General features: G+C 66.5%; 26 protein-coding genes and 2 tRNA genes. 21 read left to right on the top strand and 7 right to left on the bottom strand.

What is annotated here, in order from left to right; all coding sequences use genetic code 11:
* Positions 1 to 8: 8 nt before the first annotated feature.
* The 3 genes from SNAS_RS00265 to SNAS_RS00255 are packed head-to-tail and all read right to left on the bottom strand — an operon-like array spanning position 9 to position 3,052.
* A complete protein-coding gene (locus tag SNAS_RS00265; protein WP_013015343.1) occupies positions 9 to 845 on the bottom strand; it encodes a carbohydrate ABC transporter permease in 837 nt (278 codons plus the stop codon).
* Positions 842 to 1,735, bottom strand: a complete 894-nt coding sequence (locus SNAS_RS00260; protein ID WP_013015342.1) for a carbohydrate ABC transporter permease — start codon at positions 1,733 to 1,735, stop codon at positions 842 to 844. Before SNAS_RS00260 ends, SNAS_RS00265 begins: the two co-directional genes overlap by 4 nt.
* A 12-nt stretch (positions 1,736 to 1,747) precedes the next feature.
* Positions 1,748 to 3,052: an ABC transporter substrate-binding protein gene (locus SNAS_RS00255; protein ID WP_013015341.1), complete on the bottom strand. Its 1,305-nt coding sequence runs from the start codon at positions 3,050 to 3,052 to the stop codon at positions 1,748 to 1,750.
* A 114-nt stretch (positions 3,053 to 3,166) separates the two neighbouring features.
* On the opposite strand from SNAS_RS00255, the gene SNAS_RS00250 reads away from it, so the two are divergent.
* The 16 genes from SNAS_RS00250 (at position 3,167) to SNAS_RS00175 (ending at position 17,548) form a co-directional block, all read left to right on the top strand.
* Positions 3,167 to 3,913: an SDR family NAD(P)-dependent oxidoreductase gene (locus tag SNAS_RS00250; RefSeq protein WP_013015340.1), complete on the top strand. Its 747-nt coding sequence runs from the start codon at positions 3,167 to 3,169 to the stop codon at positions 3,911 to 3,913.
* Between the two features lie 16 nt (positions 3,914 to 3,929).
* Positions 3,930 to 4,637 (top strand): FadR/GntR family transcriptional regulator, encoded by a 708-nt coding sequence (locus SNAS_RS00245; RefSeq protein ID WP_013015339.1) that lies wholly within the window; start codon positions 3,930 to 3,932, stop codon positions 4,635 to 4,637.
* Positions 4,638 to 5,783: a galactonate dehydratase gene (gene dgoD, locus SNAS_RS00240; protein WP_013015338.1), complete on the top strand. Its 1,146-nt coding sequence runs from the start codon at positions 4,638 to 4,640 to the stop codon at positions 5,781 to 5,783.
* 14 nt (positions 5,784 to 5,797) lie between these two features.
* Entirely contained in the window at positions 5,798 to 6,667 is an 870-nt protein-coding gene (locus SNAS_RS00235) for an SMP-30/gluconolactonase/LRE family protein (protein WP_052304856.1), read from the top strand.
* A gap of 126 nt (positions 6,668 to 6,793) precedes the next feature.
* The gene (locus SNAS_RS00230; protein WP_144300352.1) at positions 6,794 to 7,294 is read left to right on the top strand and encodes a hypothetical protein; all 501 of its coding nucleotides are present in this window, start codon (positions 6,794 to 6,796) and stop codon (positions 7,292 to 7,294) included.
* Complete coding sequence (locus SNAS_RS00225; protein ID WP_013015335.1) at positions 7,291 to 7,647, top strand: hypothetical protein; 357 nt, start codon at positions 7,291 to 7,293, stop codon at positions 7,645 to 7,647. Before SNAS_RS00230 ends, SNAS_RS00225 begins: the two co-directional genes overlap by 4 nt.
* A 9-nt stretch (positions 7,648 to 7,656) precedes the next feature.
* Complete coding sequence (locus tag SNAS_RS32155; protein ID WP_013015334.1) at positions 7,657 to 9,126, top strand: hypothetical protein; 1,470 nt, start codon at positions 7,657 to 7,659, stop codon at positions 9,124 to 9,126.
* Between the two features lie 80 nt (positions 9,127 to 9,206).
* Complete coding sequence (locus SNAS_RS00215) at positions 9,207 to 9,653, top strand: hypothetical protein (protein ID WP_144300351.1); 447 nt, start codon at positions 9,207 to 9,209, stop codon at positions 9,651 to 9,653.
* Between the two features lie 26 nt (positions 9,654 to 9,679).
* Positions 9,680 to 10,285: a TetR/AcrR family transcriptional regulator gene (locus tag SNAS_RS00210; protein ID WP_013015332.1), complete on the top strand. Its 606-nt coding sequence runs from the start codon at positions 9,680 to 9,682 to the stop codon at positions 10,283 to 10,285.
* Between the two features lie 31 nt (positions 10,286 to 10,316).
* Positions 10,317 to 11,315, top strand: a complete 999-nt coding sequence (locus SNAS_RS00205) for a hypothetical protein (protein WP_013015331.1) — start codon at positions 10,317 to 10,319, stop codon at positions 11,313 to 11,315.
* Positions 11,316 to 11,545: 230 nt separating this feature from the next.
* Complete coding sequence (locus SNAS_RS00200) at positions 11,546 to 11,971, top strand: hypothetical protein (RefSeq protein WP_144300350.1); 426 nt, start codon at positions 11,546 to 11,548, stop codon at positions 11,969 to 11,971.
* Between the two features lie 35 nt (positions 11,972 to 12,006).
* Positions 12,007 to 12,372, top strand: coding sequence for a hypothetical protein (locus SNAS_RS00195; RefSeq protein ID WP_013015329.1), 366 nt, complete (start codon positions 12,007 to 12,009; stop codon positions 12,370 to 12,372).
* On the top strand, positions 12,362 to 13,324 hold the full coding sequence (locus tag SNAS_RS00190) for a hypothetical protein (protein WP_013015328.1): 963 nt from the start codon (positions 12,362 to 12,364) through the stop codon (positions 13,322 to 13,324). Before SNAS_RS00195 ends, SNAS_RS00190 begins: the two co-directional genes overlap by 11 nt.
* A gap of 28 nt (positions 13,325 to 13,352) precedes the next feature.
* On the top strand, positions 13,353 to 13,748 hold the full coding sequence (locus SNAS_RS00185; RefSeq protein WP_013015327.1) for a hypothetical protein: 396 nt from the start codon (positions 13,353 to 13,355) through the stop codon (positions 13,746 to 13,748).
* The gene (locus SNAS_RS00180) at positions 13,732 to 15,300 is read left to right on the top strand and encodes a hypothetical protein (protein WP_013015326.1); all 1,569 of its coding nucleotides are present in this window, start codon (positions 13,732 to 13,734) and stop codon (positions 15,298 to 15,300) included. The genes SNAS_RS00185 and SNAS_RS00180 overlap by 17 nt, the downstream gene beginning before the upstream one ends.
* Positions 15,301 to 15,457: 157 nt before the next feature.
* A complete protein-coding gene (locus SNAS_RS00175; protein WP_144300349.1) occupies positions 15,458 to 17,548 on the top strand; it encodes a hypothetical protein in 2,091 nt (696 codons plus the stop codon).
* 22 nt (positions 17,549 to 17,570) lie between these two features.
* Here the strand turns inward: SNAS_RS00175 and SNAS_RS35535 are convergent.
* Positions 17,571 to 17,662 (bottom strand) — tRNA-OTHER (locus SNAS_RS35535).
* 195 nt (positions 17,663 to 17,857) lie between these two features.
* Here SNAS_RS35535 and dprA point away from each other — a divergent pair.
* The 4 genes from dprA to SNAS_RS35540 all read left to right on the top strand — a co-directional run bounded on the left by dprA (position 17,858) and on the right by SNAS_RS35540 (position 21,464).
* Positions 17,858 to 18,781: a DNA-processing protein DprA gene (gene dprA / locus SNAS_RS00170; RefSeq protein ID WP_013015324.1), complete on the top strand. Its 924-nt coding sequence runs from the start codon at positions 17,858 to 17,860 to the stop codon at positions 18,779 to 18,781.
* 380 nt (positions 18,782 to 19,161) lie between these two features.
* Positions 19,162 to 19,542 carry a phosphoribosyltransferase gene (locus SNAS_RS32145; protein WP_013015323.1) on the top strand — a complete coding sequence of 127 codons (381 nt, stop codon included), beginning with the start codon at positions 19,162 to 19,164 and terminating at the stop codon, positions 19,540 to 19,542.
* Positions 19,543 to 20,133: 591 nt separating this feature from the next.
* Positions 20,134 to 21,036 carry a pentapeptide repeat-containing protein gene (locus tag SNAS_RS00160; RefSeq protein WP_013015322.1) on the top strand — a complete coding sequence of 301 codons (903 nt, stop codon included), beginning with the start codon at positions 20,134 to 20,136 and terminating at the stop codon, positions 21,034 to 21,036.
* A gap of 278 nt (positions 21,037 to 21,314) precedes the next feature.
* Complete coding sequence (locus SNAS_RS35540) at positions 21,315 to 21,464, top strand: hypothetical protein (protein WP_169313832.1); 150 nt, start codon at positions 21,315 to 21,317, stop codon at positions 21,462 to 21,464.
* A 53-nt stretch (positions 21,465 to 21,517) separates the two neighbouring features.
* On the opposite strand, the gene SNAS_RS00155 is transcribed toward SNAS_RS35540, so the two are convergent.
* The 3 genes from SNAS_RS00155 to SNAS_RS00145 form a co-directional block, all read right to left on the bottom strand.
* Entirely contained in the window at positions 21,518 to 22,012 is a 495-nt protein-coding gene (locus SNAS_RS00155; RefSeq protein WP_211207297.1) for a phosphotransferase, read from the bottom strand.
* Between the two features lie 216 nt (positions 22,013 to 22,228).
* Positions 22,229 to 22,304, bottom strand: a tRNA-Arg gene (locus SNAS_RS00150).
* Positions 22,305 to 22,383: 79 nt separating this feature from the next.
* Positions 22,384 to 24,132, bottom strand: coding sequence for a glycerol-3-phosphate dehydrogenase/oxidase (locus tag SNAS_RS00145; protein ID WP_013015320.1), 1,749 nt, complete (start codon positions 24,130 to 24,132; stop codon positions 22,384 to 22,386).
* Positions 24,133 to 24,175: 43 nt separating this feature from the next.
* On the opposite strand from SNAS_RS00145, the gene SNAS_RS00140 reads away from it, so the two are divergent.
* Entirely contained in the window at positions 24,176 to 26,647 is a 2,472-nt protein-coding gene (locus SNAS_RS00140) for a S8 family serine peptidase (RefSeq protein WP_013015319.1), read from the top strand.
* The last annotated feature ends 1 nt before the right edge of the window (position 26,648 follow it).

The raw sequence follows: 26,648 nt of genomic DNA, 5'->3' as shown, positions 1-26,648 counted from the left end.
GCGTTCGGTCACTCTTTGACACTCCCTTGTGTGAGTCCGGTCCTCCAGAAGCGCTGCAGGACAACCATCATGATCATCAGCGGGATGACGGACACGAACGCGCCGCCGACCGTCAGCTGATACAGAATCGGCTGCCGACTGGCGAAGCCCTGCCAGGACGTCAGTCCCAGCGTGATCGGGTACAGGTTCGAGTCGGACAGCATGATGAGGGGCAGGAAGTAGTTGTTCCAGATCCCGACGAACTGGAACAGGAAGATCGTCACCAGTGCGGGCGTCATGATGCGCAGCGCCACGGTCAGGAAGACCCGGAACTCGCTGGCGCCGTCGATGCGGGCGGCCTCCAGCAGTTCGTCCGGGACCGCCGCCGCGGCGTAGATGCGGCACAGGTAGACACCGAACGGGCTGACCATCGCGGGCAGCAGCACCGCCCAGTAGGTGTTGGCCATCGAGAATTCGCTCATCAACAGGTACAGCGGCAGCGTCAACGCGGTGGCGGGCAACAGGACGCCGCCCAGCACCAGGTTGAAGACCTTCTCGCGACCGGCGAAGCGGTACTTGGCCAGTCCGTATCCGGCCATGGCGCAGATGAAGGTGGCGCACAGGGCGCCCACTCCCGCGTACAGGATGCTGTTGAGGGTCCAGCGCAGGTAGATGCCGTCCTGGAAGGTGAACAGCTCGACCATGTTCGTCCACAGTCGCGGGCTGGAGAACCACAGTCCGTTGGAGCCGAACAGGTCCTCGGTGGTCTTGGTGGCCGCCACGATGAGCCAGTACACCGGCAGCAGGAAGTAGACGGCCACGACCGTGAGGACGGCGGTCGTGATGATCTTGGCGCGGGCGGTCATTGCTTGTCTCCTCGTCCGAAGATGCGCAGGAAGCCGAAGGACAACACCATCGCCACCGCGGCGAGCACGACCGCCTGGGCCGCGGCCAGCTGGTAGTTGTTCTCGAAGAAGGCCTCGTTGTAGGCGGCCAGGTTGGGCGTGTAGGTGTAGGTGATGCTGGCGGCCACCGGACGCAACACCAGCGGTTCGGCGAACAGTTGCAGGCTGCCCACGATGGTGAACACGGTGGCCATCACGATCGCCGGACGGGCGAGCGGCAGTTTGATGTGCCAGATGATCCGCCACGGGCTGGCACCGTCCACACGGGCCGCTTCGAAGAGGTTCGGGTTGACGGCCTTCAGCTGGGCGATGAGTACCAGGACGTTGTAACCGGCGAACTCCCAGGTCACGATGTTCACGATGGACAGCAGGATGGTGTCGGGGGAGATGAAGTCCACCGACAGGCCGACGCTCTCGAACAGGTTGTACAGCGGACTGATCCCGGGCACGTACAGGAATCCCCACAGGATCGAGGCGATGACGCCGGGGACGCCGTGCGGCAGGAAGTACGCGGTCCGGAAGAACCCGACGCCGCGCGCGGAGGCGGACTCGAGCAGCAGCGCGAGGGTCAGCGCCAGCAGCACCATGACCGGCACCTGGATGAGCGCGAAGATCAGGACCGTCCACAGGCTGTCGACGAAGGCGGTGTCGGACAGCGCGGTGGTGTAGTTGTCGAACCACGAGAACGACAGTTCCTGGCCTCCCAGTCCCAGTTCGCCGGTGCGTTTCACGGTGAACAGGCTCTGGTAGATCGCGTAGAGGATGGGCAGTATGAAGAAGGCGACGAACAGCACCAGGAACGGGGCGAGGAAACCCCAGCCGGACCGGGCCTGGCGGTTTTTGATCGACATTGATCCTCCGGCCTATGGGGACGCGACGGGAAGGCCCTTGGCCTTCATCCCGGCGATGGCTTGTTTCTCGGCGGTGGCGACGACGTCGGTGAACGAGCCGCCGGAGCCGAAGGCGGCCTGGAATCCGGCGTTGAGGTTCTCGTTGATCTCCAGGGTGATCGGCGTCCAGCGCCACTTGGTGTCGACGGCCTTGTCCGCCTCGGCGAAGACGTCGTTGTAGCGACCGCCGAAGAACTCGTCGTCGCGGTCCAGTTTGGAGCCCTTGAAGACGCCCGCGGCGGCGGGCCAGCCGTAGCCGCCCTCGATGAGCAGGTCGACGGCCGTGGGGTCGGTGTTGAGCCAGATGGCGAACTCCAGGGCCTCGGCGGGGAAGTCGCCGCCCTTGAACAGCGCGGTGGACGAGCCGCCCCAGTTGGCCGAGGCGAACTCGCCTTCTTTCCACTGTGGCATCCCGGTGACCTTCCACTTGCCGGAGGTCTTGGGGGCGTTGCCCTTGATCAGCGCGTCCCCCCACTGCGGACCGACCCACAGCACCTCTTTGCCGTCCTGCACCGCCTTGTACCAGGCGTTGGCCATCATCGGCTGTGCCAGCACCAGGTCCTTCTTGATGAGGCGCTGCCAGTACTCGGCGACCTTGCGGGTGGGTTCGTTGTCCATGTCGACGGTCCACTCGCCACCGCTGGTGCCGAACCAGCGGGCGCCGGCCTGCCAGCACAGCGAGGTGAACATGGCCGCGTCGTTGGGCGGGAACGAGCAGATGTAGGCGTCGTGTTCGCGGATCTTGGCGGCGGTCTCCTCGAACTCGGCCCAGGTGGCGGGCGGTTCGAGGTTCCACTGCTCCAGCAGGTCGGCGCGGTAGTACATCGCCATCGGGCCCGAGGCCTGTGGCACGGCGTAGACGCCGTCGCCGAAGGCGCCCTGGTCCCACTGCCAGTCGACGAACTTGTCCTTGTGGTCGGCGAAGCCGTGTTGGGTCAGGTCCTCCAGTCCTTGCTCCATGAGGAAGGCCGGGATCTGGTAGTACTCCACCTGGGCCAGGTCGGGCGGATCACCGGCCTTGAGGGCGGCGAACATCTTGGCGTAGCCGCCGCTGGGTCCGGAGGGGATGTTGGACAGTCTTATCTGAACTTCCGGGTTCTGCTTGTTCCACAGGTTCACGGCCTTGTCGACGCCGGGAACCCAGTTCCAGAAAGTCAGCTCGATGGTTTCGCCCGGCTGGCGCCGCCCCGATCCGCCACCGCCGCAAGCGGCGAGCGACGTGGGCAGTAGTGCGGCGGCGGCCAGGCGCAGAGCCGTGCGTCGGGACAGCGACGGCATCCGGGCCTCCTGAAAATGTGATGGTGGTCTCGAGCGGGAGGCTGATATTATCATAAAATATGTATTGTTCAATACGCTGATTTATCGATACGTTCCGTGGACTCCCGAAAGCGAATGACCATGACGAAGCCGATGGCGCAACGGTTCTCGGGCCGACTCGCGGTCGTCACCGGCGCGAGCTCCGGCATCGGGGCGGCCGTGTGCCACCGACTCACCGACGAGGGGGCCCGGGTGCTGGCGCTGGATGTCAACGCGCCCAGGCCACAACTCGCGGCGACGGTGGAGTTCGTCCGCACCGACGTCGCCAGTACCGAAGCCTGGCAACGGGTCGCCGCGGTCGCCGCCGAACGCGGCGGGGCCGATATCCTCGTCAGCAACGCCGCGACGGTGGACGTGGCCGCCGCCCACGAGACTGACGACGTCTCCTGGGACCGGCAGCTGTCGGTCAACCTCTCGGCCGCGTTCAAGGGCGTGCGAGCGCTGTTGCCGCAGCTGAGGCCCCGGCGAGGCAACGTCGTCATCGTCTCCTCGGTACATGCCCACATGGGACTGCCTGGCCGCCCGGCCTATGCCGCCGCCAAGGGCGGCCTGTGCGCGCTGGGGCGGCAACTCGCCGCCGAGTACGGTCCGGACCTGCGGGTCAACTCGGTGATCCCCGGACCGATACTCACACCGGCCTGGGACTGGGTGTCCGAAGCGGACCGCCATCGCAGCGCCGCCCAGACCACCCTGGACCGGATGGGCACACCCGAGGAGTTGGCCGCGTGCGTGGCCTTCCTGGCCAGCGACGAGGCGTCCTATGTCACCGGAAGCGAGCTGGTGGTGGACGGCGGTTGGAGCATCACCAAGGATTCGACCTGAGACGGGGACGACGAGAATGACGAACTACACCAGACGCGGACTGCACGGCCAGACGGTGCGCGAGGTCGCCCGGCGCATCCTGACCGGCGAGCTGCCGCCCGGCGCCACCATCGCGGTCACCGAGCTGGAGGCCGAGATGGACGTCAGCCGCACCGCGATGCGCGAGGCGCTGAAAGTGCTGTCCGCCAAGGGCCTGGTGGGTGCCCGGCAGAAACGTGGCACCTTCGTGCGCGAGCGTTCCGACTGGAACCTGCTGGACGCCGACATCATCCGGTGGCAGTTCGCCGACCGCTCCGACGAGGCGTTCCTCGACAACCTGCACGAGTTGCGCGGCATCGTCGAGCCCGCCGGGGTCCGGCTGGCCGCCGAACGCCGCACCGAGGCCGACCTGCGCGCCATCGACGCCGCGCTGGCGAAGATGGCCACCGCCCAGGCCGAGGGCGACACCACCCTGGCGGTGACCGCCGACCTGGAGTTCCACCGGGCCCTGTTGACCGCGACCCACAACGAACTGCTGGAACGCATGGAGGTCCTCATCGAGACCGGCCTGGCCACCCGCGACCGGCTGGTGCACGGCGCCCACCCCCACGACGACCCGGTGCCCAGCCACCGCGCCGTCGCCGAGGCGGTGCGCCGCGGTTTCCCGGCCGCCGCCGAACAGGCGATGCGGGAACTGCTGGACAAGGCCAAGAACGACCAACGACGCACCACAGGGGGCAGTTGAGTGAAGATCGACCGGATCGAGACCTTCCTGGTGCCGCCCCGCTGGCTGTTCTGCCGCGTCGAAACCGACGAGGGGCACGTCGGCTGGGGCGAGCCGGTCGTCGAGGGCCGGGCCGCGACGGTGCGCACCGCCGTGACCGAACTGGGCGAGTACCTCGTCGGACGCGACCCGCTGCCCATTGAGGACCACTGGCAGGTGCTCACCAAGGGCGGCTTCTACCGGGGCGGCCCGGTGCTGTCCAGCGCGGTGGCGGGCCTGGACCAGGCGCTGTGGGACATCGCCGGTCAGGTGCGCGGGGCTCCGGTGCACGAACTGCTGGGCGGTCCGGTCCGCGACCAGGTCCGCGTCTACGGCTGGATCGGCGGCGACGATCCCAGCGAGGTCGGTGAGGCCGCCGCCGCCCAGGCCGAGGCCGGACTCACCGCCGTGAAGATGAACGCCTGCGGCAGGCTGCCGCACATCGCCAGCAAGTCCGAACTGGACGCGGTCGTCGCGCGCGTCGCCAGCGTCCGGGAGGCGCTGGGCGACGAGCGGGACGTCGCGATCGACTTCCACGGCCGGGTCTCGGCCGCCGCCGCCCGGCAGCTGTTGCCCCGGCTGGCGCCGTTGAGCCCGCTGTTCGTCGAGGAACCCGTCCTGCCCGAGCACCGACACCTGCTGTCGTCCATAGTGGCGTGCAGTCCGGTGCCGATCGCGACCGGCGAGCGCCTCTACCACCGCTCCGACTTTCTGCCCGCGCTCGAGGCCGGTATCGCCGTCGCGCAGCCCGACGTCTCGCACGCGGGCGGCATCTCCGAGCTGCGCCGCATCGCCGCCCTGGCCGAGGTGTGGAACGTCGCGCTGGCCCCGCACTGTCCACTGGGGCCGATATCGCTGGCCGCCAGCCTCCAGGTCGCCTTCGCCACCCCCAACTTCCTGATCCAGGAGCAGAGCCTCGGCATCCACTACAACGAGCGCGCCGACCTGCTGGACTATCTCGTCGACACCGAGGTGTTCTCGTTCGCCGACGGTCACGTCGCCCGTCCCACCCGTCCCGGTCTGGGAATCACGATCGACGAGGCGGCGGTGCGCGCCGCCGCCGAGCACGGGCACGCGTGGCGCTCCCCGGTATGGCGCCACCCCGACGGCTCCTTCGCCGAATGGTGAGAGAGGATCCCACCGTGGCAGACCAACCAGCACTATGGACCGATTATGCCTGCGAACTCGGCGAGGGTGCCCGCTGGGTCGACGGCCGCCTGATCCACGTCGACATCCTCGGCGGCTTTCTGTTCACAGTCGACGGTTCTCGCCCCCACACCGGCGAACCCGAGGTCCTCGTCGACGCGGGGCTCCCGCTGGGCGCGGTCGCGCCCGTCGCCGACCGTCCCGGCACCTGGATCGCCGCCGTCGGTCACGGCATCGCCCTGCTCACCGAGTCCGGCACCGAGTGGCTCGCCGAGTTCGGCACCCCCGAGGCGATGCGCGTCAACGACGCCGTCGCCGACCCCGGCGGCCGGTTCTGGGCCGGGACCCTGTCCTACGACAACACCCCCGGCGCCGGTGCCCTGTACCGCGTCGACCCCGACGGCACCGTGGTGACCGCGCTGTCCGACCTGACCATCCCCAACGGCCCGGCCTTCAGCGCCGACGGCACCCTGATGTACCTGTCCAACAGCGCCCACGGCTCCGTCGACGTCTACCCCGTCGACCCGGCCACCGGCTACCTCGGCGCGCCGGACCCGTTCGCGCGCCTGGAATCCGGCCTCACCCCCGACGGTCTGACCGTCGACGACGAGGGCTGCGTGTGGGTCGCGGTCTGGGACGGCTCGCAGGTGCGCCGCTACCGTCCCGACGGCAGCCTCGACCGGACCCTGTCGCTGCCGACCTCCCGCCCCACCAGCTGCTGCTTCGGCGGCCCGGCGATGAACCGGCTGTTCGTCACCACCGCCGCCTACGACCTCCGCGACGACGCGGCGGGCAAGGTGTACGCCTTCGATCTCGACGTGACCGGCCGGGCCGCTGACACCTTCCGGCCACGAGAAGTTCGCTGAATACCCGGTATTCATGCCGATGAGGTCGAACTATCGCCCCATCGACCACAATGCGCTGTCCATCGGGCACCTAGCGAAGTAGATGAATCGTGGCATCATGACTTCATGTTTTTAGCGATCGACCACATGAGGCAAGTACGTGCCCGAACACTGTCTCCCGATAAGACGGTGACCGCGAGGATGACCGCCGAGGGCGGCATCACCGTGTCCCTGGAACTGGGATGCCTCGCCCGCCATGACACCAGGTCACTGGCGCGCGAGGTGCGCGCCGCCGTGTCCGGCGTCCTGGCCGCCTGGCGGCGTGCCGGGGACCAGGTGCTGCTGCGCGAACTGGAGCCGGACGCGCTCGACCAGGCGTGGCAGACCCCCGCCGGTCGCCGGCTGCGTCCGTTCGTGGACGCCCTGGAGCGCCTGGAGGTGACCGGCGTCGGCCGCCGGGGTGTGGCCAAGGTGGGCATGACCGACGGCAAGCTGCGCGTCGCGTTCCGCCCCGAAGCGCTGGAACTGCGCGAGTCCGAACTGGGCGCCGAGATCGACTCGGCGCTCATATCTATGTACGACCATCGATCAACCGAGGCCGCCCGGCTCTACGACGAGCTGGTGGCCACCGAGAAAGCGGAAGCATGACGGTTCAGATAAGCAAACCCGAGATGGAGACGATCGCGGGTTCCTGCGACGACGTCAAGGACGGCATCGTCGGCACCGGCACCACCGTGACCGGGCAGGCCAAACCCACCCTGGACGGGTTCCTGATGCAGGCGGCCATCGGTGATGTGAACCAGCACTGGAAGAAGAAGGCCGACAACAGCGGACGGCAGTGGAAGTACTTCGGTTCCGCCGTGCGCGCCACCGCGGCCACCATCACCGCCACCGACAAGGAGATCGCCTTCACGCTCCCCAAGGTCGGCAAGGACGAGACCGACATCCCGGTGCCACTGCCGTTCCGGCTGTTCACCCCCAACCCGCCGAACGGAAACTAAGACACGACGATGGTGACCTTCCAACAACTACGCACGGCCAAACTGGACACTATTCAGGACCAGGTCGACACCTGGCAGAACGTGTCGACGAAACTGACATCGCTGCAGACCACCGCCACCAACGTCGGCACCAAGATCTCGGGCGGGACCTGGGAGGGCCTCAGCGGTTTCGCCGCCGTCGGCCGTACCACCACCCTCAGCGCCGAGCTCAAGGACGCCGCGTCCGAAGTGAACACGGTCAAGGGCCTGCTCGACTGGTCCAAGGGTCAGTTCGTGGCCCAGAAGAACTCGCTCGACCAGACCGTCACCGCGGTGAACAACGACCCGCGACTGACCATCTCGGACACCGGGCACGTGAAACCCGACGTCGAGGCGATCACCCGCCAGACCGGCGCCCCATCGGTCCTGGAACTCCTCGAAGCCCAGAAGGCCGCCGACACCCACAACGGCAACATCAAGAAGATCCTGGCCTGGGTGTCCTATGTTGACGCACAGTCTTCGGACAAACTGCGGGCCGCCGTCAACCTCGACTCCCCCAAGGAGCTCGACTTCAACGGCGAGGCCGCCAAGGACGCCGACGCCGTCGACTTCCCCGGCCCCGCCGACCCGGCGATCGCCGCGGCCCAGTCGGCCGCCTTCGAGAAGACCCTCGGCCGTCCTCCGGTGACCGAGACCGACTGGAAACTGGCCGCCGCACTGGACCCCACGTCCCGGCTCGACAAGAACGGCGGCAAGGACGCGGTCGTGGCCGTCGGCCGCATCACGCCGCGACCGGGCGAGGGCCTGGTGCGCATCGGTCTGTACATCCCCAGCAAAGAGGTGTTCAACCTCCCCAACTACGACCTCGGTGACAACCGGGGCATGGACCCGAACTTCAACCCGGAGGACGCCCGGGTGACGTTGTACGTCGACTACGAGACCGGAACCGTTCTGGCGCGCCAGAACCCGTCGGTCGACACCAGCGGCGAAGTCCGCGTCGCCACCCCGTCGGTGCAGGTACAGGAGTCCACCAACGGCGCGGTGCGGATCCAGTACGACGCGTCCAACCCGTTCGCGCCACCCGGCAGTGACCAGACCGGACACACCGTCAAGGGCGACATCACGGTCTCCCCGGGACAGCCACCCCGCGTCGACGGCGCCATCGGCGACTACCCGGCCTTCGAGGCGTACCACGACTCCAACAACGGTCCCACCACAACGCTCGTCCAGGACCGCGCCGACAACGAGGGCAACTTCGGCCCACTGCTGGAACTGCCCACCGACCACGAGATCGGCGCCGGACGCGGCGGCCCACCGGCTCAGTTCAAGGAGTGGCGCCACCTCTCCGGCGACGACTGGATAGCGCACGGCGAGGCCCCGAGCACCAACCTCGGCGACCCCGGCAACCCACCGACCGTCACGCCGTACAAGCCCTACGGCGGGTCAGAGTTCCACCCCAACGCCCCCGGAGTCCCACCCACCGAAGGCGAGTTCGTCTGACGCGAATCCCCCAACCGGGGGAGACAACCGCCGCGCCCGGGTGAGTCCGACACCCCGGGCGCGGCGCCATGCTTACCCCCATGCGATCTGGGACCCTGACCATCACGCTCGCCTGCGGCGGGGCGCTGGCCTACACGATCAGCAAGATCGACCTGGCCCTGCGCGAGCGGATCGGGATGCCGGGATTCCCGGCACCTCCGTCGTCCTACGAGGACATACCCAACGTGGCCGCCGCCCAGCTCGGCAACGCCGCCCTCGGCTTCGTCCTGGTCCTGCTGACGGCGGCCCTGTTCCGTCCCCCGAAACACACCCTCACCCGCCGCCTCCTGCTCGGCGCGAACTGGCTCGGCGTCGCGATGGTCGGCGCCGGGGTCGTCGGTTTCACGCTGCGAGCCACCGGACTCGCCCCAGCGCTCGGCGAACCCGCGTCCGGAGCCGCCGCGTGGATCAGCCTCACGGTGGGCGCCGTGTGGACGGTGAGCTGGGCCCTGGCCAGCCACGGCGCCCGCCGAACTCCCAGTGTCTAAACAGGTATGCTAAATTTCATACCGTCATGCCAAAAGACGACGCCACGTCCTTCATCCAACTGGCCCGCCGCGGCCAGCTGGTCGAGTGCGCCATCGAACTGATCGCCGAAGTCGGCCTTGCCCAGGCATCCACGGTGCGCATCGCCCAGCGGGCCGGAGTCAGCCGGGGCGTCCTCACCTACCACTTCCGCGACCGGGCCGACCTCGTCGAACAGGTCATCGCCCGGGTCTACGACCTGGGCGCCGAATTCCTGCTGCCCCGCATGCGAGCAGCCACCTCCCCCCGCGAATCCCTGCTGCTGTTCATCGGCGGCAGCGTCGAGCTCTACGCCGCCCACCCGGTCCACATGGCGGCCCTGGCGGCGATCTTCGGGGCCTCGACCGGCGACGCGGGAGTGGAACGCGCCCGACACCAACGCCACTCCCAGGAAATGCTCGACCTGGGCCGCATACTCCACGAAGGACAACAACGGGGCCAGTTCCGCCAGTTCGACGTCACGGTCATGTCCCGCACCATCCGAGGCGCCCTGGACGCCGCCCTGGCCCACATCGCCGCGGGCGGCGACGTCGAACCCTACGCCACCGAACTGCGAACCATCTTCGACGCGGCGACGCGAACGGAGCCGTCCTGACGCCACCACCAACCAAAAGGGAGAGTCCCTCATGGACGAGCCAACACCGGCACGGGGAAGACTGAAAGCCGCCTGGACCCTCATCATCCTGGTCCCGATCTGCGCGGAACTGACCTTCACGGCGGTCGCCGTCCCCCTGACCTGGCTGGCCCTCCCCCTATTGATCCCCATCTACGGCGCGGGCGTCCTGCTGATCCGCGAGGCCACCGTCCGGGTCGGCGGCGGCTGGCCCAGCCTCGTCGTCCTCGGCCTCGCCTACGAACTCGCCGAGGACGGTCTGGGCCTACAAGCTCTGACCAGCCCGAACATGTACGACGTCTCCGACTGGAGCCTACGAGTACTCGGCCTCAACCTCACGTACTGGGAATCCCAGATCGGCATCCACGTCGTCTTCAGCGTCCTGCTCCCCCTGATGCTGATGGACCTGCTGTTCCCACACCACAAGAACCGCCCCTACCTCCGCACCGGCGGCCTCATCACCACCGCCGTCACCGCGATCCTCGGCGTCGCCCTACTCCGGTTCACCATCGCCGCAGCCCAGGACCCGGGCTACCAAACCCCCACATCGGCCCTCATCGGTTTCACCCTCACCATCGCGACCCTCGCCTTCATCGCACTGAAACTCCTCCCTGGCCGAACCCCTTCGGCAAAACCCCTCCCGATCGCCCCGGTACCGGTCGGAGTACTCGCGGCGGCGGCGACCATCGGCTTCCTGGGTCTGCTGATGCCCTTCGGTCTGGCCCCCGGCGGCCCGGTCTTCGGCGACACGATCCCCCTATGGCTGCCGCTCATCGGTTCCGCCCTCATCGCGATCGCCACCACCTGGCTGATCCGCCGCTGGACCGCCGCCCCGACCTGGAGCGACACCCACCGCCTCTGGCTGGCCGGAGGCGCCCTGGTCGCCCACACGGCGTTCATGATGCCCGGCCAACCGCTCCCGGGCCAGCTCACCGGCGCCGCGACGATCGCCGTCGAGATCGTCGCGCTGTTCCTGTTGTCCCGCATACTGAAGCGCCGCACCACGCTCTGAACACAACCCCGGCCGGGAGTGTCCGGATTCCGGTCACGGGGTGGGTTGGGCGGCAAGAATCTTCCGAGAACACGAGTGAGGCTGAACCTTCGGGGTTCGCGAATCGCCACTCGTAGAAGGCTTTCGGAGGACTCATGTCGTTGTTGTCGAAACTTGACCGCCTGAACGTCACTGCCAGATCCGCCGACCAGAGCGTCCGGGTGACAGTGTCACCGAAGACTGGAATGCGCGTGGAGATCGATCCGAAACGCGCACAGTCCCATACGGACAGTTTGCTGGCGCGGCAGGTGTCCACAGCGGTGAGGGGAGCGCTTCGCGCGACCCACCAAGCGTCCAAGCAGATCTTGGACACCTGGCAAGCACCGGAATCCATCGCGGTGGACTGGGACGAAGTAGCCGACCGAGCCCGCGAGTTCAACGAGTTGACCGAAGAAATCGACGTCAGCGCCGAATCCGGGCGGGGGCTGGTGAACGTCACGTTGCGAGGAAACACGGGTGTCGACATCGCTGTCAAGCCGCGAAGCCTGGACAACTTCGGACTCGCGACGGTCGCGGCCGAGATCAGCGACGGACTGAGCCGGGCCTCCCGTCTTCGCACCCAGGAGGTGCGGAGAGCACACCGGACGGCTTACCTGGACAAGACGGCGCGCGCCTGAGCGACCGTCCACTTACCCGAACAAGGAGGTTGACCATGACGAAAATAGTGGATGAGGTCATCGACGCGTACCCGGACTATATCCGCTCCATCGCCGATGACGACGTGGCACAGATGTCCCGCAAAGCGGGCGCGACCGCTGAGGCACTGCGGACATGTCAGGGGAGCGCGGAAGCCGCCTTCGGCGGTGGCTTCTCAGACATGGCGGAAATCTGGGGCGAGTTGGTGGGGGGTCTGGCCAACCACCTGTCCGACACCAGGGACCGGCTCCAGGTGACGACCAAGGCCCTGCACCGGGTCGCGGCAGACTATCTCGACACGGACGAAACCAACGCCGACGACACCAACCGCGCTGCCAGCGGACTCCCACAGACGGATGGGAGATTAAGCGATGGCTTCTGATTTCGCCGCCCAGATAGACGCGAAACTCGACGAGATTGTGGACGCGTATCTCAGCCGCTATGCGCAGATATCGATCAAAGGCATAGCGGCGCATGCACAGGCGGGTGGAAAGGGGCCCGGCCCGACCACGCGTTCAGTACAGGCCGACTCCGATGCCATGGATCAAGCGTTGCTGCAGATGCTTGAACTGCAACGCCCCGTCTGGCGGAGCTGGTTCATGGGACTGGGGGAACCTGGACCCGAAGGCGCGAATGAGGCCGCGCAGTCGATGCGAACGGTTTTCGATTCCATGGATCTCAACTCGGAGAACCATCCCGGTCATCCCGTGCATCGCATTCAGACCAACAAGATGTCCGGCTGGAAAGCCGCGGCCTCCACCGCCTTCGCCACCTACCTGGGCAAGCTCGCACACGCCATGGACAACCAACGGGCCATTGCCGAAGTGATCAAGGGCTTCCCCGAAGTGCGGGGCAAACTGACTGACGCAGCCCAGGAACACGCGTTGGACATCGCCGAAGCCACGATCGCGGCCTTGAAACAACGCGCCAAGGAGGCCGCGAAGGAACGCCGACAGGCGTTCGGTGAATTCATCAAGGGTTTCGCGGAGATCGTGGGCGCGGTGCTCACCGCTCCCGCGGGCGGGGTCGCGGTTGCGGCGGCGGCCGGAGCCATCAAGGGCATGGGCGGTGTCATCAGCAAGCAGGTCGAGAACATGGGTGGCACCGAGCCTCCGCAGATCATCGATTCGATGGAGGAGGCATTGCGGAAGGCCAAGGAGGGTTTGAACGAAGATCGCGCCAAACTCCGTGCGTCCATGATGGATGTTCTTTCGCATCGCGTGAACCAGCCCGACAACGAGGACTACCTGCTTCGCCCACCTGAACTCGGCTATCTGTCCCCTGCCCGTACGCGTCGAGTACGCAGCGAGGTCGCGGGGTCAACAACCCGGTGACATCACACTCTCCTGAAGGAACATCGCAGTGACCAGCGAGATCAGACTCGACAAACGAGCCCTGCGCGAGTTCATCTCCCTCATGGACCAAACCGCCGAGGAGATGGCCGACATCCAGGACGGCACCACGCCGCGCTACGCCCGCAGTGGTGGCGGGGGTGAGGCCGCCTATCGCAACGGGGTGAAGGTGACCGTTGGTTCGGTGGACTTCGCGCACCCCGGACGGGTCGCCGGTGAACTCATGGCCGACCGGATCGCCGAGACGCTCGAATTCGTTCGCAGCCTGGAAGAGGGCTCGCGGGCGCTCGCGCGGATCGTTCGGAGTGTGCTCGACGATATGGGCGCCCGGGACAGTATCGCCGCGTCCGATCTGGCCCGTATCAACAACTCGATGGAGGGACGCTCCCGTGGGGACCAGTTATGAGGGGCTGAACCTCGACCAGATCCACCAGATCGCCTCGGCCGACAACGACAGTGCGGTCGAGATCGACGAACAGGCCGATGGGGCTCGGGTGCTGGCCGAGGCTGTTGCCTGCGCTGTGGACCGGCTCGCCGAGGCGCATCGGTACATCGGTCAGGAGGATCTGGAGCAGGTGTCGAAGGCGCTGATGGTCGATGGGGATCGGGCCGCGAGCTCGGGGAGTCTCGCGGGGTTGGTGTCGGGAGCCGTGACCGGTTTCGAGGGGGAGGCGGCGCGGGCCGCCATCGATCGGGTCGTGAGGCTCACCGAGGTCTCGGAGTCGGGACGGGAACAGCTTGAGCCGCAGCACAAGGCGTTCAGTGCTGTGGCTGATCTGGTGCGGCGCAACCATTTGCGGATCACCGAATTGCGGGAAGAGCGGGAGAAGTGGCTGTCCGTCGCCCGGGCCGACCCGGAGAACTCGCGGTTGCGGGAGGAGTTCGCCGACGCGGTGGGGGTGTGGGGGCTGGATCAGGGTCGGCTGATTCAGGCGATCAACGATCGTTATGACGCGGATGGTCGCTCGGCGATGCAGTCCAGTGCCGAAGCGTATTTGCGGCATGTCGAATCGCTCGCGCCGCCACGACCGTATGACGGGCCGCGCCGTTCCCGGGGTGGGAGCGGCGGGGGTTCGGGGGACGGGGGTTCGGCGACCAGCTCGCCGGGGCCGACGCTTGCCAGCCTTCCCGGAGCCGAGGCGCCCCTGCCAGCCGCCTCGGCGTCGGCCCCGGCGTCGTCGAGTGGGGTGGGTGGACCGCCGTTGTTGCAGACGGGTCCGGTCGCCGGTCCGGTGTTGCCGCCGGTCACGGGACCGACGGTTCCGCCCTCCGCTTCGACGCCGGGGCCGTTCGGCCCGTCGGGGTATTACGTGCCGTCCGTCCGTGTGACGCCGCCGGTCATCGGGGCGCGTTCGGCGCGGCCGTTCGGGGCGACCGGTACACCGCCGTTGCGGCCCAACCCCAACGGGGTGGTGCGGCCGGTGATCGGGCAGCGCCCCGGGCCGGTGGCGAGCGGGACGACGCGGCCGGTGGTACGTCCGGTGATCAACGGCGCGGCGAACACCGTCGGCAGAGGCACTCCGGCGGGGGCCGGTGGACGTGGCGCGCCGAAACCCGGCTCGCGGCCGATCGTCCCTTCGCGACACGGTCGGCCCCCTCAGCCCGGGACCCGGGTCGCTTCTGACCGGCCGGTGAAGGCTGAAGGCAAGGTCATTCGCGCCGGTACCGAACGGTTGCGGGTGGAGTCGCCGGAGTTCAGCCGTACACCCCGCAACATCCACGGCGGCAACGAGAATCTCAACCGCGCGGTGATTCGCGGTTCCCGGGCCCTGACGCCATCGCCCGCGGAGCGGATCGAACCGAAGCCCGCCCCGGCGGCCGACCCAGACTGGTGCGCTGAGGCCACTGTGGTGCGTCCGGTGATTCGCGGATTCCGGGACAAGCGCGACGAACCCGTCTTCGACCCCGGGCCGATCGTCACACCGCACAGTCTCGGTCGCGGCACCGGATCGGCCTGAATCACGGCGGCGATCGCCGTCCGGTACCCGGTCTTGTGGCGGAAAAACGCCACAACGAGTTCCGCCGGCGCCGAAACCCGCGAGGTACATACCGCGTGTGCACTTGTATGCGCGCCGCACCGGCATCGGCGCGCGTTCAAGACCCCTGGGAGTACTGATGAACGATCAGCCCACAGCGGCACCGCGGCACTGGTGGACGCCGATGACCCGCCCGCCCCGCCGATGGTGGGCGTTGAGCGTGGTCATCGCCGTCGTCGCGGGACTCGCGACGGCGGCGTACGCGATCGTCACCGGCGGCATCGATCTCAGCGGACGCGGCGAACCCGAGGACTGCGAGTACAACGCGTTCGACGCGCCGATGCGGATCACGGGCATGAGCCCCAACGGAAAGTACATCGTCGGGATCCCCACGGACATGGACTCCGACACCACCTTCGGTGTGTGGCACGACGGCGAGTACTTCGAGACAACGGTGGCCGCCGACAGGTACTCCGAACTGCTCGACATCAACGATTCCGGCGACGTGCTGGGGTATTCCACCGTCGACTCGGTCATCTGGCGTCACATCGACGGCGAGTTCCAGTACCTCAAGGCACCGGACGGCTCCTCGGAGGTGATACCCGAGGCGATCGGAGCCGACGGCACCGTCGTCGGCAGCACGAGCGACGAAACCGCTCCGCGACCGGTGAAGTGGAGCCCTGGTTCTGTCAAGGCCACCGAGCTGGACCTCGACGGCCATGACCGCGGGACGGCCGTCGACATCACCGAGAACGGCACCATCGTCGGCCACGTCGGCGACGGCGATACCGCCACCGACGCGTGGCGGTGGGACGCGGACGGTAAGGGGCGCAAGATCTTCGGCATCAAGACGATCCCCGGCCTGCCCGGGGTCGATGTCGCGGGGGACTCCGAGGCCGTGTCCGTCACCGGCGACTGGGTGCTGTTCACCGCCGGTGCCAGCCAGTATCGCGCGCACCTCGACGATCCCGACAGGCCGCAGAAGCTCAAGGTGCGTCTGGCCTTTCTGGACGAATACGGCCGGGCATACGGTTCCAAGAAGGGCGATCCAGCGGTGTACGACGAGAAGGTCACCAAACTGCCGGGCCTGACCGCCCCGCCGGAGCCCGCCGAGGACGATCCGGACGAGTTGTTCAACGAGATCCTGGCCGTGTCCGGCGACGGTGGTCGCATCGCCGGACGCACCTGGGACGACAAGGAAGTCCTGTGGATCTGCGACGGGTCCCGCCTTCCCAAGACCGTCAAGGCGTCCGCGCCCGACTCCGAAGCGGACGGTCCGTCGAAGGAGCCGAAAGCCTGTGAGGTGAAGGCGCTGACCACCCTCGAAGGCAAGGACTTCGCGACCGAGACCCATGTCAGCCCCGACGGTGCCTACGCCGCGATCGGGATCGCGTACTTCGAGGAGGAGAAGTCCGACTCGTTCGGATTGTGGCACGACGGCGAGTACACCGAGGTGGACGGCGTTCCCCGGCTCGGCAACGTGAACGTGTACGGGGTCAACAGTTCGGGGACGGTCATCGGCGAGAGCAGCACGACCGGCGATGGCGAGGACCGGTCCACTTACTGGCGGTACCAGGGCGGGAAAGTCCAGACCCTCGACATGCCAGCGGGTGCCGCATCCAGTCGCCCCAGCGCGATCGGCGAGGACGGCACCGTCGTCGGCACTTTCCAGGATTTGGAGAGCCGCTCGGGTCCGGTGATGTGGAAACCGGGGCGGTCAACGCCGACGAAACTGGACAACGGCGGGCACCACGAGGGTGAGGCCTCGGACGTTTCCGAATCCGGCGTCATCGTGGGCTCGCTCCCGGAGAAGAAGGACTACGCCGGCAAGGCATGGATGTGGGACAAGGACGGCAAGGCCACCCAGCTGCCGGATGTGGGCACAAAGGACGATTACAGCGCCGCCGTCGCCATCGCGGGTGACTGGGTGCTGTTGACCACCCAGGACAACGGAAACTACACCCACTATCGGTACAACCTCAAGGACAAGGGCGAACCCGAGAAGGTGAAACTCACCGAGGCCAACGACATCGACGCCAAGGGCCGGGTGTACGGAACCAACGGATCGTCGCTGGCGGTGTACGACGGCGCCTTCAACGAACAGCCTGGGCTCGACGATGGTTCCGGCGAGGCCCCCGTGACGGACGACCAGATCAACTCGGCCTCGACCGACGGTTCGACCTTCGCGGGCGTCTCCGCCGACGAACCCGCGCTGTGGACCTGCGACTAGCCGGGTTCGGACGGCGACAGTGTGGCGCCCCCTGCAAGATTCGAACTTGCGACACTCGGTTTAGGAAACCGACAGAAAATTGCGCATTTACCTGCATGTTCGCCAGTAAGCAATACCGTTTGGGGGTGAATAGGGGGCGCGTGGGTTCCGTCGGGCCAGATGGTGTCATATCCGTCTAGACGCCGAACGATCTTGACCGTAGTGATCATTGACGATCCAGCAAGCCGAACATACGATCTAAAAAGCTGCGGCCCTATGCCTTATCACAACAGCTACCGCCCCGCCCTCAATATCTCCTAGGATGTATCCATGCAACCGGCCTCAACATCAGCACGGAGCGCCGTCGTCGCGCTGTTGGGGCGACGTGGCATCAAGCGACGCGAGGTCGTCAACGCGATCCTTGAACGAGACGACCCGGCCGCCGGCATTGAGATCCTTGAACAACATCTGCGTGAGACCGAGGGGCTTTTCCACGAATCCAGTCTGAGCGAACTCCTGGAATATGCCGAACAGCAGATCGTGGCCTGGGAAGATGCCGGAATCGGGGTGCACACCTGCTTCGACCCGGATTATCCACAGCAGCTGCGTGATATCCGAGAGATGCCGCTAGTCGTCTTCACCCGCGGATCGCTCGCCGACGATGCTCGCGCTGTGGCGGTGGTTGGCACTCGCCGAGCGTCCGACGAGGGCATTCAGCGAACGCGGCACATCGCCCAGATGCTCGCACACAATGGCATCACCGTCGTCTCAGGACTGGCTGAAGGCGTCGATACTGCCGCACATCAGACTGCGCTCGACCTCGGCGCTCGAACGGTCGCTGTCATAGCTAATGGGGTTGACCAGTGCTACCCCCGATCCAACCTCGGACTACAGGCCGAGATTACCCAGACGGGCCTCATCCTCTCCGAGTACCTGCCCCACGTTCGGCCAGCCAAGTGGCAATTCCTGGAACGCAACGCGATCATGAGCGGCTACGCGGCCGCGACCATCGTCGTCGAGGCCAACGAACGCAGCGGTACCCGCACCCAGGTGCAGCGTGCCCTAGAACATGGCCGTCCGGTCATCCTCCTCGACAACGTGCTGAGTGTGTCTTGGGCCAAGGACGCCGCCACACGCCCCAACGTCCAGGTGGCCACCAATCTCACTGATCTGCAAGACGTGATTAACGAATTGCTCACAGTCCCACCACTCGCGACCGAACATCTGCCGAGCGCTTCCCCGATCTTTGCCTGATGCCCAGCAATTCGCTCGAGACTGCCCGCCAGCGTCTGTCGCGCCAACTCCACTACCTGCGCGGCCCCTTGCCGCCGGGGCCTAATGTCTGCGCTGTCTGCCGCGGGCCAAAAAGCCAAGGTGAAGATCTGTGCTCACCCTGTGCTAGGCACCGCGAGCTCGCCGGCGCCTCTCACCTCGCAGACGCCGTCGTCTCGATCTCATACGCCTTTAAAGGCCACCCTGACCTAAGCCAGCATTCTTGGACCCTGTGGAACTACAAGAATGAGGTCTCCAGCTCTCCCGAACTCCAACGACGCCTCAGTGACCTGTTTCAGGTCTTCATATACGCGCACGCCCGTTGTATCGGGAACAGTCTTGGGGGGCCACCAGACTGGTACATGACCGTCCCCAGCTCGGATGGCCGAGAAAACCACCCACTCCAAGAGATCGCCGGAATCTCGACCATCAGGCAGCTGGTCCCCACCATCAACCCGGCCTACTCTGCGAAGAATCGACGCTTCCAGCTTGACGCGTTCCGCCCATTCGAAAACGACCTCACAGGTTCGAAGGTGTTGGTCATTGATGACACCTGGGTGTCCGGGAGCACCGTGCAATCACTTGCGCACCGAGTCAAACGCGACGGCGCGTCGACCGTGGTGATCCTCACCCTTGGACGCTGGGCCGTGTGGGACAAACCAGTCTGGAAGAGCCTCATCGAACAGAGCATCAACTCCGCCACCGCATTCGATGTCGAGACTTGCGCTCTGAACCACGTCTAAGCTGCGCGACATCCCTAGTCGATAGGGTCTTATCTCAGGCGAGCTGAGGCGCATTAGGACATCGGTGCTATATTTGAAGCACATACCACCCGACCCCTTCGTGGGTCGGGCTTTCTTTTGCCCTCGGACTATTGCGTCAGTCTGCCTCCAGCAGATCTGTGTCGCCGCCTTGCGATCCCGGCCATAAAGCCGCAGGTCAAGCACCTAAACCGGCTGAGATCGCCTCTAGTGGCTTGACCCTTCCGCCTATGGTCTAGGTAGGGTCTTCCCGAATTTGAGCCTCAGAATTGACGCCGAACCACCGAAACTGTGGACAGTTGTCCGTTCGCAGCGAAGTTGGCGCTTTCTTGTCTAGTTCGGGCTTAGATTGCGGATACACATTTACTTTGCGGAGGTGCTGCGGAATTCGCAGTAATATTGCGGGCTTTGCGGCGTTAGTTCTGTTGTGGGACCAGTGTTGCGTGTGATCGCCGGAGGTGTGGATGACCCTCCGGTGACTGGGTTCGAGATCGGGTACGTCGATCGGGCCTCCAAAAACCTCACTCCATCGCTACGTCGACAACATCCCAAAGCTCCTGAAGGAAGACTTCCGTGAATGAACTCAAGCCCCGTGCCTTTTGGTGGGCCGCTGCAGTCGGCGTCCTCCTCACCACAGTGGTTGCTACCACCTTGTCGACCATCGCACTTGCCAGCGGTAACACTGAGACAGCCCAACTGTGGATTGACATCGTGACCCGGTCCTTGACAGTCACCGCAGGGCTCGGCGGGGCATTTGCGTTGTGGCTAGCGTTCCGGCGACAACGCCACACGGAGCGAGACGCCGTAAACCGGCGTACCACAGAGCTACGTATTCAAGCTATCGAGCAACTCGGATCCGATAAACCGATCGTGCGCATCGGTGGTCTCCACAACTTGGAAGCACTCGCTCAGGGAAACTCCGGTCTACAAGAGATTGTGCTCGAAGAGATCTGCACCTATCTGCGGATGCCGTTCTACGAGCCCCACGACACCGAGAACTACGACATCAAGGAACTGTGGGGGGTTACTCAGGAACGCGAAGCACGACGCACCGCTCAACACATCTTGGAACGTCACCTCAAACCTGATGGCCCATACGAATACTGGGACCACGACCAGCTCAATCTACGGCAAGCCGCTCTCAATGACCTGAACCTGCGAGGGTGCCGCCTAAACAATGCCGATTTCGCCGCCGCCGAACTAGGTGGCATCACCGACTTCCGGGATGCCGCCTTCCGTGGTGATACAACCTCGTTCACCATGACAGAGTTCGATGCCGCTTGGTTCGACAACGCACTATTCACCGCGGTAGCGCGCTTCCACGACACCATCTTCACTCAGCCTCCCAACTTCACCGGAGCCGCAGCTACACGCGATGACAGCGTCGAGCATGTCTGGCCCAACGGATGGCACCTCGATCCCAATTCAGACTCGACAGGATTCCACCAAATCACAAAAGACGAACTCGCCGAATAGCCTTGCAGAGTCCCCGCGCCGACCAGTGATGGTCACAAGATCTCGTTGGGATTCGACCCCATCGGTGCCAGTATTGAACACTTCTTGTTTACCGACACACGATCACCAGCAGATGTGCCCGCCCAGACCTTCTTGTCCAGTTCGGGTTAAGTCTGCGTGTGGTGTGGCGTAGAGCTGGACTTCGTAAGGTTGTTGCGAACGCATTGGCGGGGTTTTGTTCGTGTTTATCTTTCGGTTTTGGAGCGGCGAGTCGGGGTTGGGGCTTGGAGTGTCCAGCCTTGATCGGCGACGGCTTTGGTGTGAGAGCGGAAGAAGACGACCTCTCCGTCTTGATGTTGAGGACCTTGGTGGAAGCGGTTGGTGTTTCGTCGATGTTCGGCTGCGCGGCGTTGCTTCAAAACATTCTCGTCACTGGTGATGTCTCGTGAACGATTGTTTTTGGCGGGCATCGCAAAAGCGATGATCTGGGTCCTGGGCTGTTTCACGCTTGGGCCGTCAGCTGCGCTCGTTTGCTGGCCTCGCTGAGGATCCGTGTCGCGGTTGTCTCAGGGTTGAGGGCACTGGTGTCGAACCACCAGCCAAGGCCGCCGAGCTCGCGGCGCATCTGCGCGTCGAGTTCGTCATACCCGTCGAAGTCAAAGCGATCTTCGGGGTCGCGGATCGTGTTGCGGTACTGACAGGCGGCGATTCCGGGCGCCAGCACGACCAGCAGTATCGGTCTGGGGGCAAGGAGCTCGACGAACAAGTTGAGCTGCTCGCGGGTCGGGATGACTGTGTCGATAAACGAAGTGAAGCCGGTGTCGGCGAAGTTCGCGGCGAGCGCGCAGAGGTTACGGTTGCCCAGCTCAACCTGCCGGGTGGCTTCCTCAGCAGGTTCCTCGTTGAAGCCAACGCGTCCGCTGACGATCAGCCGCGTGATGACGTCGCCGAGCAGCCGAGCGGCGCGCGGCAGACGTTGCGAGGCGAGGCCGGTCACCGTCGTCTTCCCGGCTCCAGGCATCGACCTGGAGCGGGTTCTCGCCGCCACAGCGTCCACTACGCCCACCCGCGGGGGCGAATAGGGGGCGCACTCCCGGATACCGCCGTACACAATCGGCATCAGCCGTACATACGTTCGATTCATTATGGACAAGCCTCTGAAGTGTTACCGCACTTCAGAGGCTATTTCTATGGGGTGACCAGTAATGACTCGTGGCGCCCCCTGCAAGATTCGAACTTGCGACACTCGGTTTAGGAAACCGATGCTCTATCCCCTGAGCTAAGGGGGCACGGACCGCTGACGCGGCCCTCGGCGAGTTTAGTCGACGGGTCGCGGGCGGTTCATTTCGGTTTCGCGGCAATCGGCGGCTACACCGGGGTGTTCAGGCCGACCCGGACGTCCTCGGCTCCCAGTCGGGCCGCGTCGGCGGTGGCGTCGTCGGGTTGCCGCTGCGAGTCGCGTTCGGCCGCGACCCGGGACAGGTAGTGGGAGATCTCGTTGTCGCGGGTGGCCTTGTCCCAGCCGAGTTCGTCGCCCATCAGCGCCACGACGTGTTCCACCGACTTCTCGCCCCGGTGGCTGGTCTCGATGGAGACCCGGGTGCGGCGGGTCAGGACGTCGTCGGTGTGCAGGGCGCCCTCGTTGCGGACCGCGTAGACGACCTCGGCGGCCAGGTATTCGGGCGCGCCCGCCAGTGGTTCGCCGAACTTGGGGTTCTCGGCGATCAGCGCCAGTACCTCCTGGGCCAGGGTTCCGTAGCGGCGCAGCAGGTGTTCGACGATGCCCGGGTGCACCCCGGTGCGGGAGGCGAGGCGTTCGCGACCGGCCCAGGCCTGTCGGTAGCCGTCGGCTCCCAAGAGCGGGATGTCGGCGGTGCGGGAGGCGGGGACGCCGTGCAGGCGGCGGGCCGCCCGGTCGACCGCGTCCTTGGCCATGATCCGGTAGGTGGTGAACTTGCCGCCCGCCACCAGCAGCAGGCCGAGCATGGGTTCGACGACGGCGTGCTCGCGCGACAGCGAGGAGGTGTCCTCGTCCTCTCCGGACAGCAGCGGCCGCAGCCCCGCGTAGACGCCCTCGACGTCGTCTATGGACAGTGGACGTTCCAGGATGCCGTTGGCCAGTTCCAGGAGGTAGGCCACGTCGATGGCCGAGGCCGCCGGGTGGTCGCGGTCCAGTGACCAGTCGGTGTCGGTGGTGCCGATGACCCAATGGCCGCCCCACGGCAGGATGAACAGGACGCTGGACGAGGTGCGCAGGATGATCGCCGAGTCGCCGTTGATGGCGCTGCGTTTGACGACCAGGTGGATGCCCTTGCTGGCGCGGACCCGCAGTCCCACCTGGCTGCCGAGCATGCCGGACAGGTCGTTGCTCCACACGCCGGTGGCCGCGATGATCGTGGTGGCCGAGACGTCGAACTCGTCGCCGGTCTCCATGTCGGCCACCCGGGCGCCGGTGACCTGGCGGGCGTCGCGCTGGAAGCCGACCACCCGCGCCGAGGTCGCCATCGCGGCGCCGTAGGACGCGGCGGTGCGGGCCATCGTGGTGACGAAGCGGGCGTCGTCGGTCTGGGCGTCGAAGTACTTGATGGAGCCGAGCACCTTCTGGCTGGACAGGCCCGGGAACAGTCGCCGGGTGCGGCGCTTGGACAGGTGCCGGTGCAGCGGGAGCCTGCCGCTGCTGCCGCCCAGCGCCGTGGCCAGGGTGTCGTACAGCGCCAGCCCGGCGCCGTAGTAGGCGCGCTGCCAGACCCGGCCCGACAGTGGGGCCAGGAATGCCAAGGGGTGCACCAGGTGTGGCGCGATCCGGTGGCACAGCAGCCCGCGTTCGGTAAGGGCCTCGTGGACGAGTCCGAACTCGAACTGCTCCAGGTAGCGCAGTCCGCCGTGGATGAGCTTGCTCGACCGGCTGGAGGTGCCCGAGGAGTAGTCGCGGGCCTCCACAAGGGCCACTTTCAGGCCCCGGCTGGCGGCGTCCAGCGCGGCTCCGGTTCCGGTGACGCCCCCGCCGATGATCAGCACGTCGAAGTGCTCGGTGCGCATACGCTCCAGGTCGGCGGCGCGACGCTGCGGCGAAAGGGCTCCGGCCTGATACCGGGACTGGGTTCGATCGGCTCGCATGTGTCTAACGGTAGTCCCCCTGAGCTGCCCGTAGGCTGCTGATGTGAATGAGGATGCTCTCAACACCGGATCCGCGGCCGAACCGACGGCCTTCCCGCCGGTCCCACCTCCGGCCTCACCTGCGGATTCCCCGCCGCGATGGCGCGGACTGGCCCTGGCCTATGTGATCATCGCCGGTGTCGCCGTCGTGGGGATCGCGCTGGTCGCCCTGACCGGGGGCTGGGTCGCCGATCAGTTGAAGCTGTACATGGACGAGACGATCTCGCGGGGCAGCTGGCCGATGTTGACGCTGATCACGGCGGTGGTGGCCGCGCTGTTCTGCGCGCCGTTGCCGTTCCTGCGCCGTCTGCCCCGGGTCGCGGCGGTGGGCTGGGCGTGGCTGGGCGGCTGCGCCGCCATGGCCGTCCTCGGCGCCACCCGCGTGGTGCCGGTGGCCGCGGGGGAGTGGCAGCTGCTGGTGCAGGCGGTGGCGTTCTCCATCGTGGCCGGTGCTTTGTGGCTGGTCGCCCGGTGGGGTGACCGGCGGGAGAGCCCGGCCGACGACCACAACCACGCCGGAGACAACGAGGCCGACGTCGCGCCGCCCGCTCCGGGTGCGTTCTGGCTGGCGTTGAGCCTCGGCGGACTGACCATCCTGCCGTGGGCCTGGTTCGGGGCGTTGGGCGGATTGTGGGAGACGCTGCTGGCGGCGGCCGTCGCGTTGGCCTTCGCGGCCGTGGCGGCTTTCGTTGTGGGCGACCGGTACTGGTCGACGTTCGCGCCCTCCCCCACCGACGCCGAGACCGGGTCGAGCCGCACCGGGGTCTCTGCCGCGGCGCGGATCTGGGGCGGCGGCTCGGCGGCCGGGGTCGCGTTGCTGCTGCTGAGCAGTGGTGTCGGCGCGGCCGGTCTTCAGATTCCGATCATGATCACCCTGGCCGCCATGGGTTTCGCCATCGCGGCGGTCATGTCGCGCCCGCGTCGCTGCGGCCGGGTGGTCGCCGCCGCGGTCGCCCCGGCGGTGTTCGGCCCGCTGGCCTTCGCCGACGGCGACGAGTTCGTCCTGGCGTTGCTCAACCCCGAGATCGGGCAGTGGGCCGGGATCGCGCTGGCCACCGCCGTCGTCACCGCCTGGATCGTCGGGCTGGTCTACGGGGTGGCGCAACGCCGGATCGTGGCCTACCCGTCGGCGGCCGCCGCACTGGCCGTCGTGGTCGCGGCGGCATGCGTGGCCGCCAACGGGGTGTCGCAGCCGGGTCTGCACGGCGAGAAGCTGTTCGTCGTCATGGAGAAGCAGGCCGATCTGTCCGGTGTCGACGGTGACCGCGAGCAGCGGCTCACCGAGGTCCACAAGCGCCTGATCGACACCGCCAAGTCGTCCCAGAAGTCGCTGCGCGCCGAACTGGACGACCGGGGGCTGGAATACCAGTCCTTCTATCTGGTCAACGCGATCGAGGTCGACACCGACCAGTTCTCCCGGTCCTGGCTGGAGTCCCGCGACGACGTCGCCAAGGTGCTATTGAGCCCGCAGCTGCGGCCGCTGCGCACCCCGGCCGGGCCCGACACCGGGACGAAACTCGACTCGACCGACCCGCAGCCCAACATCGAGAAGGTCGGCGCGCCGAAGGTCTGGGACAAGGCCGACGGCGAGGGCATCACCATCGGCATCTCCGATTCCGGCGTGGACGGCGATCACCCGGCCTTCGCCGACCGGTTCCGCGGCGGCGACGACTCCTGGGCCGACCCGGTCAACGACACCGCGAAACCCAACGACCCCAACGGACACGGCACCCATGCGCTGGGCCTGGCCCTGGGCGGCAACGGGGTCGGCGTCGCGCCGGGCGCCGAGTGGATCGGGTGCACGAACCTGCCCCGCAACGCCGCCAATCCCGCCGACTACCTGTCCTGCCTGCAGTTCATGCTCGCCCCCTACCCGCACGGCGGCGATCCGGTCGCCGACGGGGATCCAACGCGGGCACCGCACGTGCTCAACAACTCCTGGGGCTGCCCGGGCATCGAGGGCTGTGACGCGACGGTGCTGGGCGGCGCGGTGCGGGCCTTCGACGCGGCCGGGGTTTTCTTCGTCGTTTCGGCGGGTAACAGTGGTCCGACGTGCGGTTCAGCCAAGACACCGCCCGCCAACTACCGGTACGCCTACAGCGTCGGGGCCGTCAACTCCGACGACGAACTCGCCTCCTTCTCCAGCAGGGGACCGGTCACAGCGGATGGGAGGAAGGTCGCCAAACCGGAGATCTCGGCTCCCGGAGTGGACGTCATCTCGGCGATGCCGGGCGGTGGCTACGGTCCCAATACCGGCACCTCCATGGCCGGACCGCACGTCGCCGGGGCGGTGGCCCTGCTGTGGTCGGCGAACCCGGAGCTGGTCGGCGACATCGAAAACACAAAGGACATTCTCAATCGGACGGCCGCCGAGGTCACCAAGGCCGAAGCCGGTTCCTCATTGGATGACTGCGGCGAGAACGCGGCCGGAGCCGGGATCGTCGACGTCGCGAAGGCCGTTTCTGAGAAGAGCTGAG

The organism is Stackebrandtia nassauensis DSM 44728 (assembly GCF_000024545.1).
GTDB classification, from domain to species: domain Bacteria; phylum Actinomycetota; class Actinomycetes; order Mycobacteriales; family Micromonosporaceae; genus Stackebrandtia; species Stackebrandtia nassauensis.
The sequence above is the reverse complement of the archived record's forward strand: the minus strand, read 5'-3'. Positions and strand labels throughout refer to the sequence as shown.